This window comes from Rhodococcus sp. WB1 (assembly GCF_001700945.1).
Taxonomy (GTDB): domain Bacteria; phylum Actinomycetota; class Actinomycetes; order Mycobacteriales; family Mycobacteriaceae; genus Rhodococcus; species Rhodococcus aetherivorans.
In genome coordinates this window covers 71,766-84,928 of the sequence record NZ_CP015530.1, presented here as the reverse complement: position 1 = coordinate 84,928, position 13,163 = coordinate 71,766, and the positions used below count along the sequence as shown (strand labels likewise).

At 66.4% G+C, this 13,163-nt stretch carries 14 protein-coding genes; 2 read left to right on the top strand and 12 right to left on the bottom strand.

Annotation, left to right across the window (positions count from 1 at the left end; all coding sequences use genetic code 11):
* Positions 1-238: 238 nt before the first annotated feature.
* From A4U64_RS26915 to A4U64_RS26900, 4 genes are all read right to left on the bottom strand, one after another.
* Positions 239-1,231, bottom strand: a complete 993-nt coding sequence (locus tag A4U64_RS26915) for an Abi family protein (protein ID WP_065923643.1) — start codon at positions 1,229-1,231, stop codon at positions 239-241.
* A gap of 105 nt (positions 1,232-1,336) precedes the next feature.
* A complete protein-coding gene (locus tag A4U64_RS28980; protein ID WP_232334230.1) occupies positions 1,337-1,885 on the bottom strand; it encodes a hypothetical protein in 549 nt (182 codons plus the stop codon).
* Positions 1,863-2,219 carry a hypothetical protein gene (locus A4U64_RS26905; RefSeq protein WP_043800239.1) on the bottom strand — a complete coding sequence of 119 codons (357 nt, stop codon included), beginning with the start codon at positions 2,217-2,219 and terminating at the stop codon, positions 1,863-1,865. Before A4U64_RS26905 ends, A4U64_RS28980 begins: the two co-directional genes overlap by 23 nt.
* A 417-nt stretch (positions 2,220-2,636) precedes the next feature.
* Positions 2,637-4,331, bottom strand: a complete 1,695-nt coding sequence (locus tag A4U64_RS26900) for an LGFP repeat-containing protein (RefSeq protein WP_232334229.1) — start codon at positions 4,329-4,331, stop codon at positions 2,637-2,639.
* A gap of 717 nt (positions 4,332-5,048) precedes the next feature.
* On the opposite strand from A4U64_RS26900, the gene A4U64_RS26895 reads away from it, so the two are divergent.
* A complete protein-coding gene (locus A4U64_RS26895) occupies positions 5,049-5,387 on the top strand; it encodes an LGFP repeat-containing protein (protein ID WP_232334228.1) in 339 nt (112 codons plus the stop codon).
* 488 nt (positions 5,388-5,875) lie between these two features.
* On the top strand, positions 5,876-6,514 hold the full coding sequence (locus A4U64_RS26890) for a ScbR family autoregulator-binding transcription factor (protein WP_065923640.1): 639 nt from the start codon (positions 5,876-5,878) through the stop codon (positions 6,512-6,514).
* Between the two features lie 32 nt (positions 6,515-6,546).
* On the opposite strand, the gene A4U64_RS26885 is transcribed toward A4U64_RS26890, so the two are convergent.
* The 8 genes from A4U64_RS26885 to A4U64_RS26855 form a co-directional block, all read right to left on the bottom strand.
* Complete coding sequence (locus tag A4U64_RS26885) at positions 6,547-6,729, bottom strand: hypothetical protein (RefSeq protein ID WP_198163466.1); 183 nt, start codon at positions 6,727-6,729, stop codon at positions 6,547-6,549.
* 163 nt (positions 6,730-6,892) lie between these two features.
* Positions 6,893-8,689, bottom strand: a complete 1,797-nt coding sequence (locus A4U64_RS28380) for an ABC transporter ATP-binding protein (protein WP_065923639.1) — start codon at positions 8,687-8,689, stop codon at positions 6,893-6,895.
* Positions 8,686-9,174: a lasso peptide biosynthesis B2 protein gene (locus A4U64_RS26875; protein ID WP_051446098.1), complete on the bottom strand. Its 489-nt coding sequence runs from the start codon at positions 9,172-9,174 to the stop codon at positions 8,686-8,688. The genes A4U64_RS28380 and A4U64_RS26875 overlap by 4 nt, the downstream gene beginning before the upstream one ends.
* Positions 9,161-9,397: a PqqD family peptide modification chaperone gene (locus A4U64_RS26870; RefSeq protein WP_043800241.1), complete on the bottom strand. Its 237-nt coding sequence runs from the start codon at positions 9,395-9,397 to the stop codon at positions 9,161-9,163. The genes A4U64_RS26875 and A4U64_RS26870 overlap by 14 nt, the downstream gene beginning before the upstream one ends.
* Positions 9,398-9,417: 20 nt before the next feature.
* Complete coding sequence (locus A4U64_RS26865; RefSeq protein ID WP_198163464.1) at positions 9,418-11,073, bottom strand: asparagine synthase-related protein; 1,656 nt, start codon at positions 11,071-11,073, stop codon at positions 9,418-9,420.
* A 234-nt stretch (positions 11,074-11,307) separates the two neighbouring features.
* Positions 11,308-11,418, bottom strand: a complete 111-nt coding sequence (locus tag A4U64_RS28375; protein WP_103079657.1) for a lariatin family lasso peptide — start codon at positions 11,416-11,418, stop codon at positions 11,308-11,310.
* 467 nt (positions 11,419-11,885) lie between these two features.
* Entirely contained in the window at positions 11,886-12,911 is a 1,026-nt protein-coding gene (locus A4U64_RS26860; RefSeq protein ID WP_232334227.1) for a Fic/DOC family protein, read from the bottom strand.
* A gap of 1 nt (position 12,912) precedes the next feature.
* The gene (locus tag A4U64_RS26855) at positions 12,913-13,140 is read right to left on the bottom strand and encodes a hypothetical protein (RefSeq protein WP_232334226.1); all 228 of its coding nucleotides are present in this window, start codon (positions 13,138-13,140) and stop codon (positions 12,913-12,915) included.
* Between the last annotated feature and the right edge of the window lie 23 nt (positions 13,141-13,163).

The window sequence follows — 13,163 nt, the reverse complement described above, 5'->3', positions numbered from 1 at the left end:
CGGTGACCTCGACACAATCCGACGGGTCGTGCTCATCGATGACGAGCTCGGGCACGAGGTGCGCACTCTCTCGCCTCTGACCGTTCTGTGGACCGAGTCCAGGCGCCTCGACGTTCGAGATACCGTGCGCCACCATGTCGCGGCGTGAAACCGCGAACCGGGCGCACGAGCGGTCAGGGTCGTGTGAAGAGCGTGACGCTCGATGAGTTTCGGGGCGTGGTGTCGACAGACTGACCGGTCATCGACGCCAGAGGTCGAGTGACTCCCAGTGCTGTGGGACGCCGAGGGACGCGATCGACAAGGCGTGCGAGGTCGGGAACGCCTGCAGTAGCTCGGGCAGTCGCCGGTACCAGTCCGTCTCGGCTTCGATCGAGGGGAGAAGGTAGGCGATCACGGCCAGCGCGTTGTATGTGCCGAAGACACCTTTGGCTGTCTGCTGGTCCCGAAGGTGGTCGAGGAGCGGTACTTGTCCGGCTTTGGGTCGCGCCGGCGCATGCTGGAGTTTGCGGTTGAACAGGCGCGCGTGGTGGGCTGCGACGTTGCGCACGTAGTTGAGGCTGGCGAGCCAACTGACCATGAGCTTCTTGGTCGGCACCCCGAAGGCGAGCGCGATCTCTTCGGCGTCCTGCTGGCGCAGCCCCCGGTAGAGGACGGAGAGTTGGCCGAGCTCGAGCAGCTCGGTCAGCGCCCAGACCGGCATCCGGTCGTCGTACTTTTCCCGGAAGTGCGCGACGAACTGCTCGTCGGACTGGGCTCGCCGCTCGCGGGCGCGTTCGAGCCACCTCGCGTGCGAGCTGGGAATCAGCTCCCCGCTGTCGGGGTCGGTCCCCGGCTCGGTGAACGCCTCCGTGAAGCAGGTGGGATCCTCGTGCGCGAAGGCGGAGGTGCGCCCGAGCACGTACCCCACCTGCATCCGCACCGCGACTTCGAGGCGTTCGACGCCGTCCATGACAAGCATGCGCAGCCGCCGGTCGAAGTCGATGATCGCCTCGGCATGCCCCAGCCTCGTTCCCGGCCGGTAGCCGCTGAGCACACGGGTGTACGTGCGGCCGTCGTCGTCGACGTGCTGTTCGGACTTGCGGAAGGGGTAGAGGTAGCCGGTGAGCCGGTAGTAGCCCACGGCTTTGAGCAGCGCGGCCGCGCGGTCACGGTCGCCCACGTCGACGCCCTGGCTCGCCAGCCGCTCGACCTGTTGTTCCAGGGACAGCCAGGGCTTCGTGTACTCGACCATGAATATCCCCTGCACAAAAGAAAATCAGCCCGCGCCTTGCAGCAACGGGCTGATCATGATGACTCGATGGTAGCACGGCCTTTCGGCAGAACGCTGGCATTGTCCTCACACGTCGGGTTCGCGGCTCGAGTGGTGGGGGCGGGACAGATCGACACACGGATCATCAGCCTTCGGCGCGGGGATGCCGCCGGTTCGTACCTGGTGAGAGTCTCGGTGGCCGAGGGTCGCGGCGGCGATGGCGCGTAGGTCGACGCCGTGGTCGATGATCGGGCCGATGGGGATGGGGTCGGTGGCGTCGGTGATCGCCATGTCGAGCACCTTGCGCATCAGGCGGGTGCCGCCGGTCTGCATGTACTCGTAGCGCCCCCAGACGAATTGCTCGCGGAGGTCTCCGAGCAGAGGGTTGTGGGCGAGGTCGGCTTTCTTGACGGCGATGAAGCGGTCGGTGTGCAGGGTGTAGCCGGCCTCGGTGCACAGCTGCCGGAAGAACGCGAACTGGGTTCGGGTGTTGCCCTCGCGGAAGGGATGGACGTAGAACCGGGAACTACTCGCCTGGACGCAACCGTGGCTGCGTGGAACGGCCCTACTACCCAGTACTGACCGTCCGGGGGCCCGCACCGCACCCCGTGATCTACCGGGGAGGCTCGCTCTCACGCTCAGTGACTGTGATCGCTCCGCCGCCCGCCACTGGCAGCATGTCGTTCGGGTTTTGTCCGGCCACAGCGTCCCGTGCAAATTCCTCGTATGTTTCGGGTTCGCCATCCTCGATGAACGGGTCCTCAACCGGCGGCTCGTAGTCGCCCTCGATCAAAGGCTCGTCGCTCGGATCGGGATCCTGCGAACTAAACACGATAGTTCCCTCCTGACTGGCAGAGTCGCTGGTGCCGGTGGAGTTGCGGTACAGCACAACCGCGCCGCCCGTGGTCGACGTGACAACAAGTACAGCAGCCACGTGTTTCTCGACATAATGGTGGAGTTCCCGCGTCACCAATCCCCTCGGGAAGGCCGCCGCACCGGCTCGACAGGTGGATCTGTCTCTAATCACGAAGGAGTGCGCCTCCGATGTAGAAGGAGCTAACTGTCGCGGCTCCTAGCACACCCGCAACAATCACTGCAACGACATATCCGACCCCGAACCGCCGTGTTCTCCAACGGAACATCCCAGCGATGCCTGGCAAGACACAGATCACCAGACATAGTGCCCAGCTCGCCCAATATGCAGGGCTCCCTTTGTAGAGCCCTTCCCAGAGGGGGAGAGGGGGCATCGGATCCGGGACCGCGATGTCGAAGGCTCTCCGAACGCCGAAAGCCAATGGCTGGTAGACGAATACCCCTATGACCAGTCCGGTGAACGCTCCTGCTGTCGCCGGCCATCGTCCGACGACACCAGGAGCGCGGTCACCCACTATGCCACTCCGGACCAGGTCTGAACCGATCCGGAACCATAGACGAGAAAGTTCCGGGCAAGCCCCAAGAGATACCCTTGTCGAGCATTCTCGACGGCGGCTTGGGCCATGTTCCCGTACTCTCCAGTAGGTTTGGCGAAGTCGTAGACGTCGTACATATGCACTTCCTGTCGCCATTGAATCTGGTGGTTGCCCGGTCCTCCAGGATGAGCGATCACCGCGATCGTCGGAGAAACACTGTAATGCCCGAGAGACTGGACGTGGTCCTGCTGATACCCAGCTGCAGGCATCCACGGTGAATCGTAGATTACCTTGACTGCCTGACCACGGTTGTCTGCCTCTGTGATAGCTCCAGCGACACCGAGTGCCTTCTGGGAATCTGCGATCACCGACGGAGACCCCGTAGCGTCATTCGGGTAATTGTGATGGTCGTCAACGAACCACGAATCAAGAACTGAAGTTCCTAGTGCGTAGTCGGTCCCCGTCGCACCGTAGTAATGATCGAACATCGCCTTGGCTGTCGGAGCACCTACTTCGGTGAAGTAGGCAGACGTTGCAGATGCCACCTGGAGGTTCTCTTGAGCCGCAGCCCCGGTAGGGTCGGAAACCGTGCCGAACTGGCTATTGTCTACCGGGCAGGTAGGAGAGTTTGCGGGGTCAGGAAACTCACAGTAGTTCGGATGTATTCCGGTGTCATAGCTCTTGAACCCCTGGGATGGGTCTTGAAGCTCCGAAATCGCTCGGAGTGCGTGATTCGAGCCAAGATAAATCGACCCCCGTTGGTACAGCTGAATGGTCGAGCCAGGTTCTCCCACAACAATATCGTTGTCACTGGTGGGGTACCCGTATTCACCTTGCTCATATCCTGCGAGCGACCACAAAGACAGGATCCTCCCCGTTACCGGGTGTGCCCCATGGGTCGGGTGCCAGTATATGACGCCGCGTTCGAAGCGGTCCATCTGACCCTGTCCGTCGGGGAGTGGGATCTGGTCCTGGATGGGGTAGCCGAGCAGGCTGCCTGGGGTTTCGGCGCCGACGCTGTTCCATTTGTCGCGCAGGGGCCCGTTGCGGATGGCGGAGCCGACGGCGTTCTGGAAGGCGACGTAGATGGCGCCGTTCTGGAATTCCTGGTGGCGGCCGACGGCGTCGGCGTGGACGATCTCGTCGGTGGTGGGGTAGCCGAGCCAGCCGGCTTCGTAGCCGTGGATGCCCCAGCGGTTGAGGAAGCTGTTGACCACCGGGTGCGCGCCGGTGGCGGCGGACCAGTAGATCGGGCCGTTGAGGAAGGTCACCCGCTCGCCGGTGCCTCCGGGGTTGATGATGTTCCCGCTGGTGGGGTAGGACAGGAAACTCGCCGGCCCGCCGAGGACGTTGTACTTGTCCCGGATCGCGCCGCACACCTCGAACCACGAGGGCCAGTAGACCTGGCAGCTCGAAGCGGTCAGGCTGCGGGAGGACCTCAGGCGTGCCTCGGCGATCTCGGCCTTGTCGGCGTCTTCCTTGGTGAACGGCGCCGGGACCTCTTCGCGGTCCGAGCGCATCTGCCCGGGCACCAGCGTGGATTTGGGGTTCTCGGTGGGGTGCCAGTCCGGGTCCGGTTCGGCGGTCTTGGACGACAGGGCCGGATCGTCCGGCGGCACGGGCTGGTCGGCGGCTGGTGGGGCCGGGCGCAGTTCGGCCGGCAGCGGCGGCACCGTCTCCGCCGGCGGCGCCTGCGCCGGGGCAGGGGCCGGTGCGGGTGCAGGGGCCGCGTCGGTGCGGGAGGTGTCCGGGCGCGGTGTGTCCGGGGCCTGCGCGGGCAACGCCTCGGCGGCCGGAGTCGGGGTGGGGGTGGCCGGGTCGGGCGCGGCCGGTGGCGTGGTCTCGCACGGCGAGCCCGGCGTCGTAGTGGTGGTGGGCGGTGCCGTGGTGGTCGTGGGTGCGGGTGTGGTGGTGGGGACCGCGCACGGATCCGCGGCGGCCTCGGGTGTGTCGGCCGGTGCGGGGTCCGGGACGCTCGCCGGGGCCGAGGGCGTCGTGGTGGCCGGGGCGGCGGGAGTGGCGGGTTGGGCCAGGGCAGTGGTACTACCGGTGGCGACCAGCAGGGCGGTCGTGCCGGCGAGCACACAGCGGGCGGCCCATCGGCGGCGGGGCGTGCGCGGGGCACGGCGATGGAGCGATTGCATTGGGATCTACCGTCTTTCGCAGGGACAGGGTCAGCGGTGGCGCCATCGCTGCCTGGGAACGTAAACGATTTCCCAAGAATCACAACCGCACCGAGTAACACTTTCATCACGGAAACCATTCGTCCGGTATTTTCTTAGAAAGTCGGTCAATCCCGGCATTTCGGTGCTACATACGAGGGGCTGTCCGCTCCCGCGGCGGCGGTTCGGTGCGCAGGGGTGTGCCCTGCTTCCGGGAAGGAGTGCGTGATGGGTGCGGGTGTGACGAGGGTGTCCGGTGCGGTGGTGCGGCGGCTCGGCGCGGGCGTGGCCGGGGCCGGGGTGGCACTGTTGTGCCTGGTCGGCGGTACCGGGGTGGCCGGGGCGCAGCCCGCGACCTCGGTGGCGGCGGGCTGCCAGTCGTACTGGCCGTCGCCGTACCCGGTGTGCGACGACATCAAGGATCTGTACACCTCACTGGGTGGGCCGGCCGGGCCGTTGGGGTTGCCGACGTCGGCGCAGCAGCCGTACGGGGTCGACGGGCTGCGGCAGACCTTCACCGGCGGGGCGATCGTGTGGACCCCGGCCACCGGCGCCTACCTCGAGTAACCCTGCCCGCTGACCTCCCGGCGGGCCGGATCAGACGCCGAACCGCGTGCTCACCCGCCGACAGTGCGAGGTGGCGTGCTCGCGCGTCCGCCTTCCGCAGTCGACGTCGAGCGCCCGCGGCGCGCGTGCCCGGCGACGAACACCGCGGTCAGCACGGCGCCCGGGCGACGTGTGACCGGCCTGCTACGCCGACCCAGCCGGCCTGGTTCGGTGACGGAAGCGTGCTCCAGGGCCGATACCGGCGTGTGTCCCTGTTCCCAGCGGAAGCCGGTCGGCACCGACCTCGGCGCCGACGCCGTCCCGGTCCGTGCGTTGGGGGTGGACGGACCGGGCGCTCAAGGGTCTCGGCGGAGACGGCGTAGGGTGCGGTGCGCTTCCTCGGTGGCCGTAGGCTGTCCGGGCGGTCGGCCGTGGGGGCCGCTACCCGGAACCGGAGGGGGATCCGGAGGGAACGGCCACACAGGCGAGTACGGGCAAGGAGGGATGGGGTGGCCACACAGCACCGGGGCAAGGTGACCCGGTTCCACTTCGTCACCGTCGCGGCCGAGTTGTTCGCGGCCGCCGGGTATCACGGGGTCAGCACGGGCGAGATCGTCACCGCGGCCTGCTCGAACAAGGGCGCGCTGTACTACCACTTCCGCTCCAAGGACGATCTGGTCGCGGCGATCATCGACGAACAGCACCACCGCAGCATCGCCCTCGTCCGGCGGGTCACCGCCACCGACGCCGCGGCGCTCGAGCAGATCGTCATGCTCAGCCACGCCCTCGGCGAGCAACTGCAGACGAGCGTGCTGGTGCGGGCGGGACTGCGCCTGTCCACCGAACTCGCCGATCGCACCCCCGTCCACCCGTACCGGGACTGGATCACTGCCTGCCGCACCCTGGTCGACCGCGCCGCCGACGACGGTGATCTACACGCTGGTCTGGATCTGGATGCGGTGGCCCGGTTCGTGATCGGGGCGTTCACCGGCATTCAACAGCTGTCCGGGCTGCTCACCGACCGCCCCGACCTGCCCCGGCGGATCGACGAGATGTGGGGCTTGTTGCTGCCCACCCTCATCGCCGACCCCGACCGGCGCGAGACGGTGCGCGGCGCTCGCTGGGCACCCCCGATCCCCGTCACCTGAACCGGTCCATCCCCACAGAACCCTCCCCGGCCTCATCGCCGGCGGGCAACCGCCGGACCGGCCGCGGTGACCAGGAGCACCGCCCCGGCCGACGTCAGGGCGAGCTGGGCTCGCGGAGCGGTGATGTCGAGTACCACGATCTGCACGGCCACCCACCCGAGCGTGCACACCCCGATCACCCCGGCCGCGGCCATCGCACCCGGGGCATCGAGCACCAGCGCGGGCGGGTCAGGACATGCCGGGTGACGGTCGGGGCAGCGATCGACCCGGCCGAAGCGAGCACGAGGGATCGGCGACAGTGCGGCAACCCCGCTGCAGGAAGGGGGTGTCCGATCTCGGAGATGGTGCCACGGACTTTTTCTGCCCTCGTTGCCCCGCTTACCGGTGCATTTCGGTGGTGCCGTCGATCTCAGCCAGTGGTCGGGGGTCTGGTAGGTGAGGTTGCGACCCACCGAGGCCGCTTTCGACCAGGGATTGGTAATGCGGGGAGGTGCTCATCAGATCGGTGTGTTGTCCGCAGGCGGCGATTTTTCCGTCCGCGAGGACGATGATCATGTCGGCGCTGCGTACGGTGGCAAGCCGGTGGGCGACGATGATCACGCTGGTGTGCTCCCGGAGCTCGTCCAGCGCCTCGAGGAGCAGCTTTTCGTTTCGGATGTCGAGGTTGGATGTCGGTTCGTCGAGGAGTGCGAGGGGACGGCCGGACAGGATAGCCCGGGCCAGGGCCAGTCGTTGGCGTTCTCCGCCGGACAAGGTGCTGCCGCGGTCGCCGACCGGAGCGTCGAGCCCGCCGGGAAGTCGGGAGACGAGCAGAGACAGGTTCGTTGCTTCGAGTGCTGACCACAGTTCGTCGTCGGTGGCGTCCGGGCGAGCGAGAAGCAGGTTGTCTTTGATGGTGCCGTGCAGGACGGGAGCGTCCTGTTCGACGATTGTCAGCGCCGATCGGACGTCCGCGGGGCTCAGCGCGGAGTACTCGCATCCGTTGAGGCGGATCGATCCGGTTGCCGGCGGGTAGAACTTGCCGATCAGGGAGAGGATGGTGGTCTTCCCTGCGCCGGAAGCGCCGACGATGGCCAAGGTGGTGCGGTGGTCGAGGGTGAAGGACACCTCGTCAAGGATTCGGCGATCGCTGTAGGCGAAGGAGACGTGGTCGAATTCGAGAACAGGGGTAAGCGGCCGCGGTGGCGGTGGTGCAGCAGCGGATGCGGCGGGCGGCACGGGTTGGTCTTCGGTGGCGAGCGAGAGCGTCGTATGGACGCGATCGAACGAGCCTAGGGCGATCCGCAGCGAGATCACTCCCTGGAACACGTTCGACAGGGGAAACAGCGCGTACATGGTGAACAGGAACAGGGTCACCAAGGTGCCCAGTTCGAGGGATCCGTTGGCCACGCGGATGCTGCCGATCAGCAGGATCAGCAGGAACGATCCCGATGTGGACAGGCGGATGACGGGGGTGGCCAGCGCGGTCAGCGCCGCCGACCGGATACCGGCGTCGTACGCGGTGTGGGCGGCGACGACGATGGCCGCTTCTTCCCGGCGTTCGGCGCCGAAGATGCGGATCGTGCGGATTGCCGAGATGCAGCGTTCGAGGTTGGCGGCCAGCGACCCCACGGCGGACTGTTTGTCGGCGGCGGCCTGCTGGATTCGGGACAACGCCAGGCTGGCCCCACCGAAGGCGATCGTGGTGATCACGAGTGCGACCGTGAACAGCAGAGGGTCGAGATAGCACATCACTGCTGCCGCGACACCGACTGCCAACCCGCCGGTGGCGACCTCGATCAGGTTCTTCGGCACCTGGCTCAGCAACGCCAGGTCTGTGGTGACCTGAGAGAGCAGGTCGCCGACGCGGGTGGCGTGGACGTGTTCGATCCGCAACGCCAGCACCTGGCGGGCAAAGCGCTCCCGAAGCGCGAGCACGAGCTGTTCCCCGACGCGTTCGAGCAGGTAACGTCCCGCGGACTCGGTGGCGCTTTGCAGGAGAAAGACCGTGACGAGCAGCAGGGAGGGAGCGAGGATCGGGGAGGACGTGGAGATGCTGTCGACGATGTGTCCCGCCAGCAGGGGTTGTGCCAGCCCGAGCACCGTCGCTAACAGCGTGACCGCCGTGGCCACGACCAGGCGTCCGCGCCATCGGCCAAGGTAGGACAGTAGTTGGGTGTAGCGGGTGAGCGTCACGAGGACTCCTGGCCGAGATCGCTGGGTGGGGTGGCCGGGGGTGGCACGGTCATGAGGGTGCGATACGAGCTGGGCTGGCCCAGCTCGGCGACCAGACGTCCCTCGGTTTCGAGCCAGGCATGGGCACGGAAGGGTGGAGCGGCGGGGATGCCTGTGCACCAGATCGGCCATGAGCCGTCCGTCCGCAGCAACAGGCACGCAGCGATCGAGCGGGGAAGGCAACCGAACCGGCCCGCACAGGTGGGGTCGTGCTGTACCACTGCCAGGACGGCGCGTTCGGCTTCGTCGTAGCGCGCCGGTCGCGCTCGTCGCGCCAGGAAGGTCAGGACCCGGTGCAGTGTCCAGGGGGTCAGTCGCGCCAGCTGCTTGGCGACGAGCACACTGGCGCCGACCTTGACCTTGGACCGCCACGGGAGTTCGAGCCCGGTCTCGGTGGGGTGCAGGGCCACGTCGGACAGGACGGGGCGGTCCTTATCGAAGGTCATCGTCGATCAGTCCGCTCTGGGCCAGCTGCTGCAGATAGGAAAGCAGGTCCGTGCGAAGGTCGTCCAGCGGCGCGTCGTAGCGATCGTGCAGTGCTCGGACGGCACGGTCGGGATCGTTCGTGTCGAGCAGCGCAGTGATCATGTCGGCGCCGATCTCGTTGACTTGGAAGTAGGAGCCGTTCTTCTGGTCGAGCAGGACGGCTCCGTAGTCGGTGCGGGTCATCGATACCGAGTTCCGAAGGTTCATCCGGTCTTGTGCCTCCGTTCCGATGAGCTGTGTCCTGGGCGGGTCGGGGACGAGCTGCGGTTGTCGACGGATCGGAGCCAGGCCTCGCATGCGACGGTCATGGCGAGATCGTTGTTGTCGAACAGTGGCGTGTCGGGTTGCCGGAGCAGGGGATACAGGCGGTGAGGGTCGATGAGGCCGGCCTCGACCAGTTTCGAATCCGCGAAATACGTGCGGATCGCCGAGGCGTTGCGCAGAAGCGCTTGGGCCTTGTCGGCGTTGTGTGCACCTTTCGTGGTGCGGCGCTGGAGGCTGTCCGGCAAGAACTCCTTGAAGGCCTCGAGCAGAAGTGGTTTGTATCGGTACGGATCCAGACGGTGATCGATTCGCACCGAGAGTGCAGCGTTGATGACGCGCTCGTCGAGGAAGGGCGCGACGACGCCGATGCCGCCACGGAAGTGAGCGATGTCAGCGACACCGCGCACCACCCGAGAAATCTCGTAGATCGCGCCGAGTTCCTGGTGTCGGCCGGGGGAAGGGGCGAGAGGGTGCAGCTCGCTCATCGCGCGGATGCGCGCTGCGATCGCGTCGGTGACCTCGGCGCTCAGCCAGTGTGGAACGACAGCTTGCCCACCCCAGGACAGCATCGCCGCATGGGGATCCCTCGGGGCCGACGACAGATAGGTCCGGTTCAGCCAGCTCCGGTAGGAGCCGGGCGCAATCAGCTGGCGCGCCAGATCGGATCCTCGCCAGCGATACATCGACCGGTATGCGCGAAGGCGTCTGAGGGCTGTGAGTGGGTGTGTGACGAGCAGCTCACGACTGAGGGCAGGGTGGGCCAGGAAGAGCTGGTCCCCGCCGTAACCGGTGAAGTGCACCTCCGTCCCGACAGCGCGTGCCAGGTCGGTGACGGCATTGAGCCGACTGTGGCTGCCGATCGCGATGCTCGGCTCATCGAGCGGATAGCGGAACGCGTCGTCGAGTTCGTCGTATTCCCAAGGCAGTTGGTCCGGCTGGAGGAAAGTGTGGCTGTCGAGCGGCAACCTGGTGGTCAGCTCCCGGGCCCACTGCGCATCGGAGTTGAATTCGTCTCTGCTGACCGCGGTGATCCCGTGCAGCTCGAAGGGCAGCTCCTCGCGATGCTTGTGGATCTGGAGTGTGGCGGCGAGGGTCGAGGAATCGAGTCCGCCGGAGATCTCGCAGGTTGCCCGTGATCTTCCGGAGAGGTGGTCACCGACAGTCTCGAGAGTCGCCGAGGTGACGAGTTCGGCGCCGGCCGCGAGGTCTTGGTCGGGGAATGGCGGGGTCCACCATCGGTACAGGCGTGCCGGATCCGGTCCGCCGAGCTGGAGGAAACTGTGAGGAGGGACGGCTGTGATGTTCTCCCAGCAACACAGTTCCGCGAGAGGGTGCTGCAGCGGCTCGAGCAGGCGCATCGCCAACGAGATCCGATCGACCGGAAACTCGCCGATGCTCGCAAGCAGGCGGGCTCGGCTGGAAACCATCGTCGCGCCCGCCACATCTGCATAGAAGACCCGGTGCAGCCCGGACGCAGATCCCTGCACCCGGACTCGGCCGTTGATGGAGGCAACGAGCCAGTACTGCCCGGCGAGTTGGCCGAGGTGTGCATCGAGGTGTAACAACGACGGGGCCGTGGCCAAGACATCGGTCAAGATACGCTGCGGGACCGGCGCTGGGCCTATCACGACGAGGGTGTTGCCGCGCATCATCCCTGCACTGAGCCGCAGGTGGCTCGCCTGCACGTAAAGGCGAACGGGGTCGTTGTGCCGGCCGACAAGTCGAACATTCGTGCCTGAGCGAGGTGCTCACGGACCACGGCCGGCTGATGGTCGCCTCGGATGAGCACGAACGAATCGACGTCGCTGTCCATGAGCACCTCGCGTGAGTCAGTTGAACTTACCTACCCACTCGACCCACCAGATCCCTCCCCCAGAGGTGATCTGGGAAAAGGCCCCGCGGCTGAGCAGCGTGGGAGCTGTGTACTCCTTCTTGTTCATGGTTCCCTCCCTTCCGAAATCGACATGTCGAGGGCGGACGTCCATGAAAACCGGTCGACTGGAATGCTATTCAGGCGGAGGGGGACTACAGCGCGAATGACATACCGTGAAACCGAAATGTTATGTGGTATATGGGCTTTTCACATCGGACCGGGGTCACGCTCGGCAGGGCCTACGGTGCAGCGCTCCCCGGAGCTGGGGGCCAGAGCCACCTCGCAGCACGTCGGATCGAAGACGTTCCTGCAGGTGGGCAATGCGGCCACTCCACCGGATACCACCTCAAGGCGGATCCGGTCGGCGTCGGCGGCGGTCGCGGCGACGCCGTACATGAAGGGTTCTCCTGTTTGGTCGTGTGCGAAGGCTGCATCGGGGCGTCGAGACAGGTCGGCGATCGGGGCGGGTGCCCGTCGGGGCCTCCGGGCGGTGGCGGAGCAGACCGAGGCATACGAGGTTGAATTCGGGTTTTTCTAGATTCCGTCCCGTTCCGGTATTCGGAAAGTCGGTGTCTCGTGACCGGATCGGGCAGCGAGCGGTATTCGAATTACGGGTCGAGGTCGTGGCTCGTGTGGTGCCTGTGGGGCAGGTCCACGGTCGCGGCAGGGGTGTGCGGCGGTGCCGGGGGTTCTTGCCCGGACGGGCCGGGGGTGGCCGAGGGTCGCGGCGGCGGTGGCGCGCAGGTCGACGCCGTGGTCGATGATCGGGCCGACGGGGATGGGGTCGGTGGGGTCGGTGATCGCTATGTCGAGTACTTCGCACATCAGGCGGGTGTCGCCGGTCTGCATGTACTCGAAGCGCCCCCAGACGAATTGCTCGCGGAGGTCTCCGAGCAGAGGGTTGTGGGCGAGGTCGGCTTTCTTGACGGCGATGAAGCGGTCGGTGTGCAGGGTGTAACCGGCCTCGGTGCACAGCTGCCGGAAGAACGCGAACTGGGTTCGGGTGTTGCCCTCGCGGAAGGGGTGCACGAAATTGATCCGTAGCCACACCTTGGTCAGTTCATCGAGAAACGTATCTCGGTCCAGTCCGCGCAGGTTGTCCTTGGCGGCGATGCGGCCGAGGACACGAGTACTGGCTTCGGGGATTTCGCGGGCCTTGAAATACGAATGCGGAATCTCCGTGACGCGGCGCCCGCCGGCGCGCACGGCCGCGACGTCCGGCCCCATCTTGACCATCGGCCAGTCCCGCGGTGCGGTGCGCAGCTGGCCGGCCCAGGGGTAGACGTCCTGGAACAGGTGGTGATGGATGCGCTGGAAGTGTGGCAGGTCGAACCGGCCGGGGATCGGATCGTCGGCCAGCTCCTGCATGCGCATGTAGCTGATGACGCCTTCGGCGCGGTGCAGCAGGTCGGCGTCGGGGATGCCGTGCGGCCATTTCTCCGATCGCAGGACCAGGCTTTTCATCACGGCGCGGCTGGTGTCGGGCATTCCGTCCGGGTGCCAGTCGACCGTGTCGGGGATGAAGTAGTCGAGCCATTCGCGGGAGTAGCGCGGGGCCATGTCAGTCGATCTCGTAGCCGGCCTCACGAGCGATGATCCTGGTGACGTCATCGACGGTCTTGGTGCCCCGGATCAGTTCGACCAGCAGCTCTTTGTCACCGTCGCTCATCTCGCGGCCTTCGATCGCCATGATCGGTTCCATCGCGGCAAGGGCGGCGCGGGCTTCGGCTTCGGTCTTGCGTGGTGTCACAGGTTCCCCCTGGTCGGTGGTGTGGTGGGGCAGGACCATCGGGTCCTGCCCCACCGGTGGTG

Excerpts from the sequence above, each read along its gene's own strand:
- A4U64_RS26895 (WP_232334228.1), top strand. The coding sequence starts at position 5,049 with ATGGGTGCGGGTGTGACGAGGGTGTCCGGTGCGGTGGTGCGGCGGCTC.
- A4U64_RS26915 (WP_065923643.1), bottom strand. The coding sequence starts at position 1,231 with ATGGTCGAGTACACGAAGCCCTGGCTGTCCCTGGAACAACAGGTCGAG.
- A4U64_RS26875 (WP_051446098.1), bottom strand. The coding sequence starts at position 9,174 with ATGACCTTCGATAAGGACCGCCCCGTCCTGTCCGACGTGGCCCTGCAC.
- A4U64_RS26855 (WP_232334226.1), bottom strand. The coding sequence starts at position 13,140 with ATGGTCCTGCCCCACCACACCACCGACCAGGGGGAACCTGTGACACCA.
- A4U64_RS26870 (WP_043800241.1), bottom strand. The coding sequence starts at position 9,397 with ATGACCCGCACCGACTACGGAGCCGTCCTGCTCGACCAGAAGAACGGC.
- A4U64_RS28375 (WP_103079657.1), bottom strand. The coding sequence starts at position 11,418 with ATGAACAAGAAGGAGTACACAGCTCCCACGCTGCTCAGCCGCGGGGCC.
- A4U64_RS26860 (WP_232334227.1), bottom strand. The coding sequence starts at position 12,911 with ATGGCCCCGCGCTACTCCCGCGAATGGCTCGACTACTTCATCCCCGAC.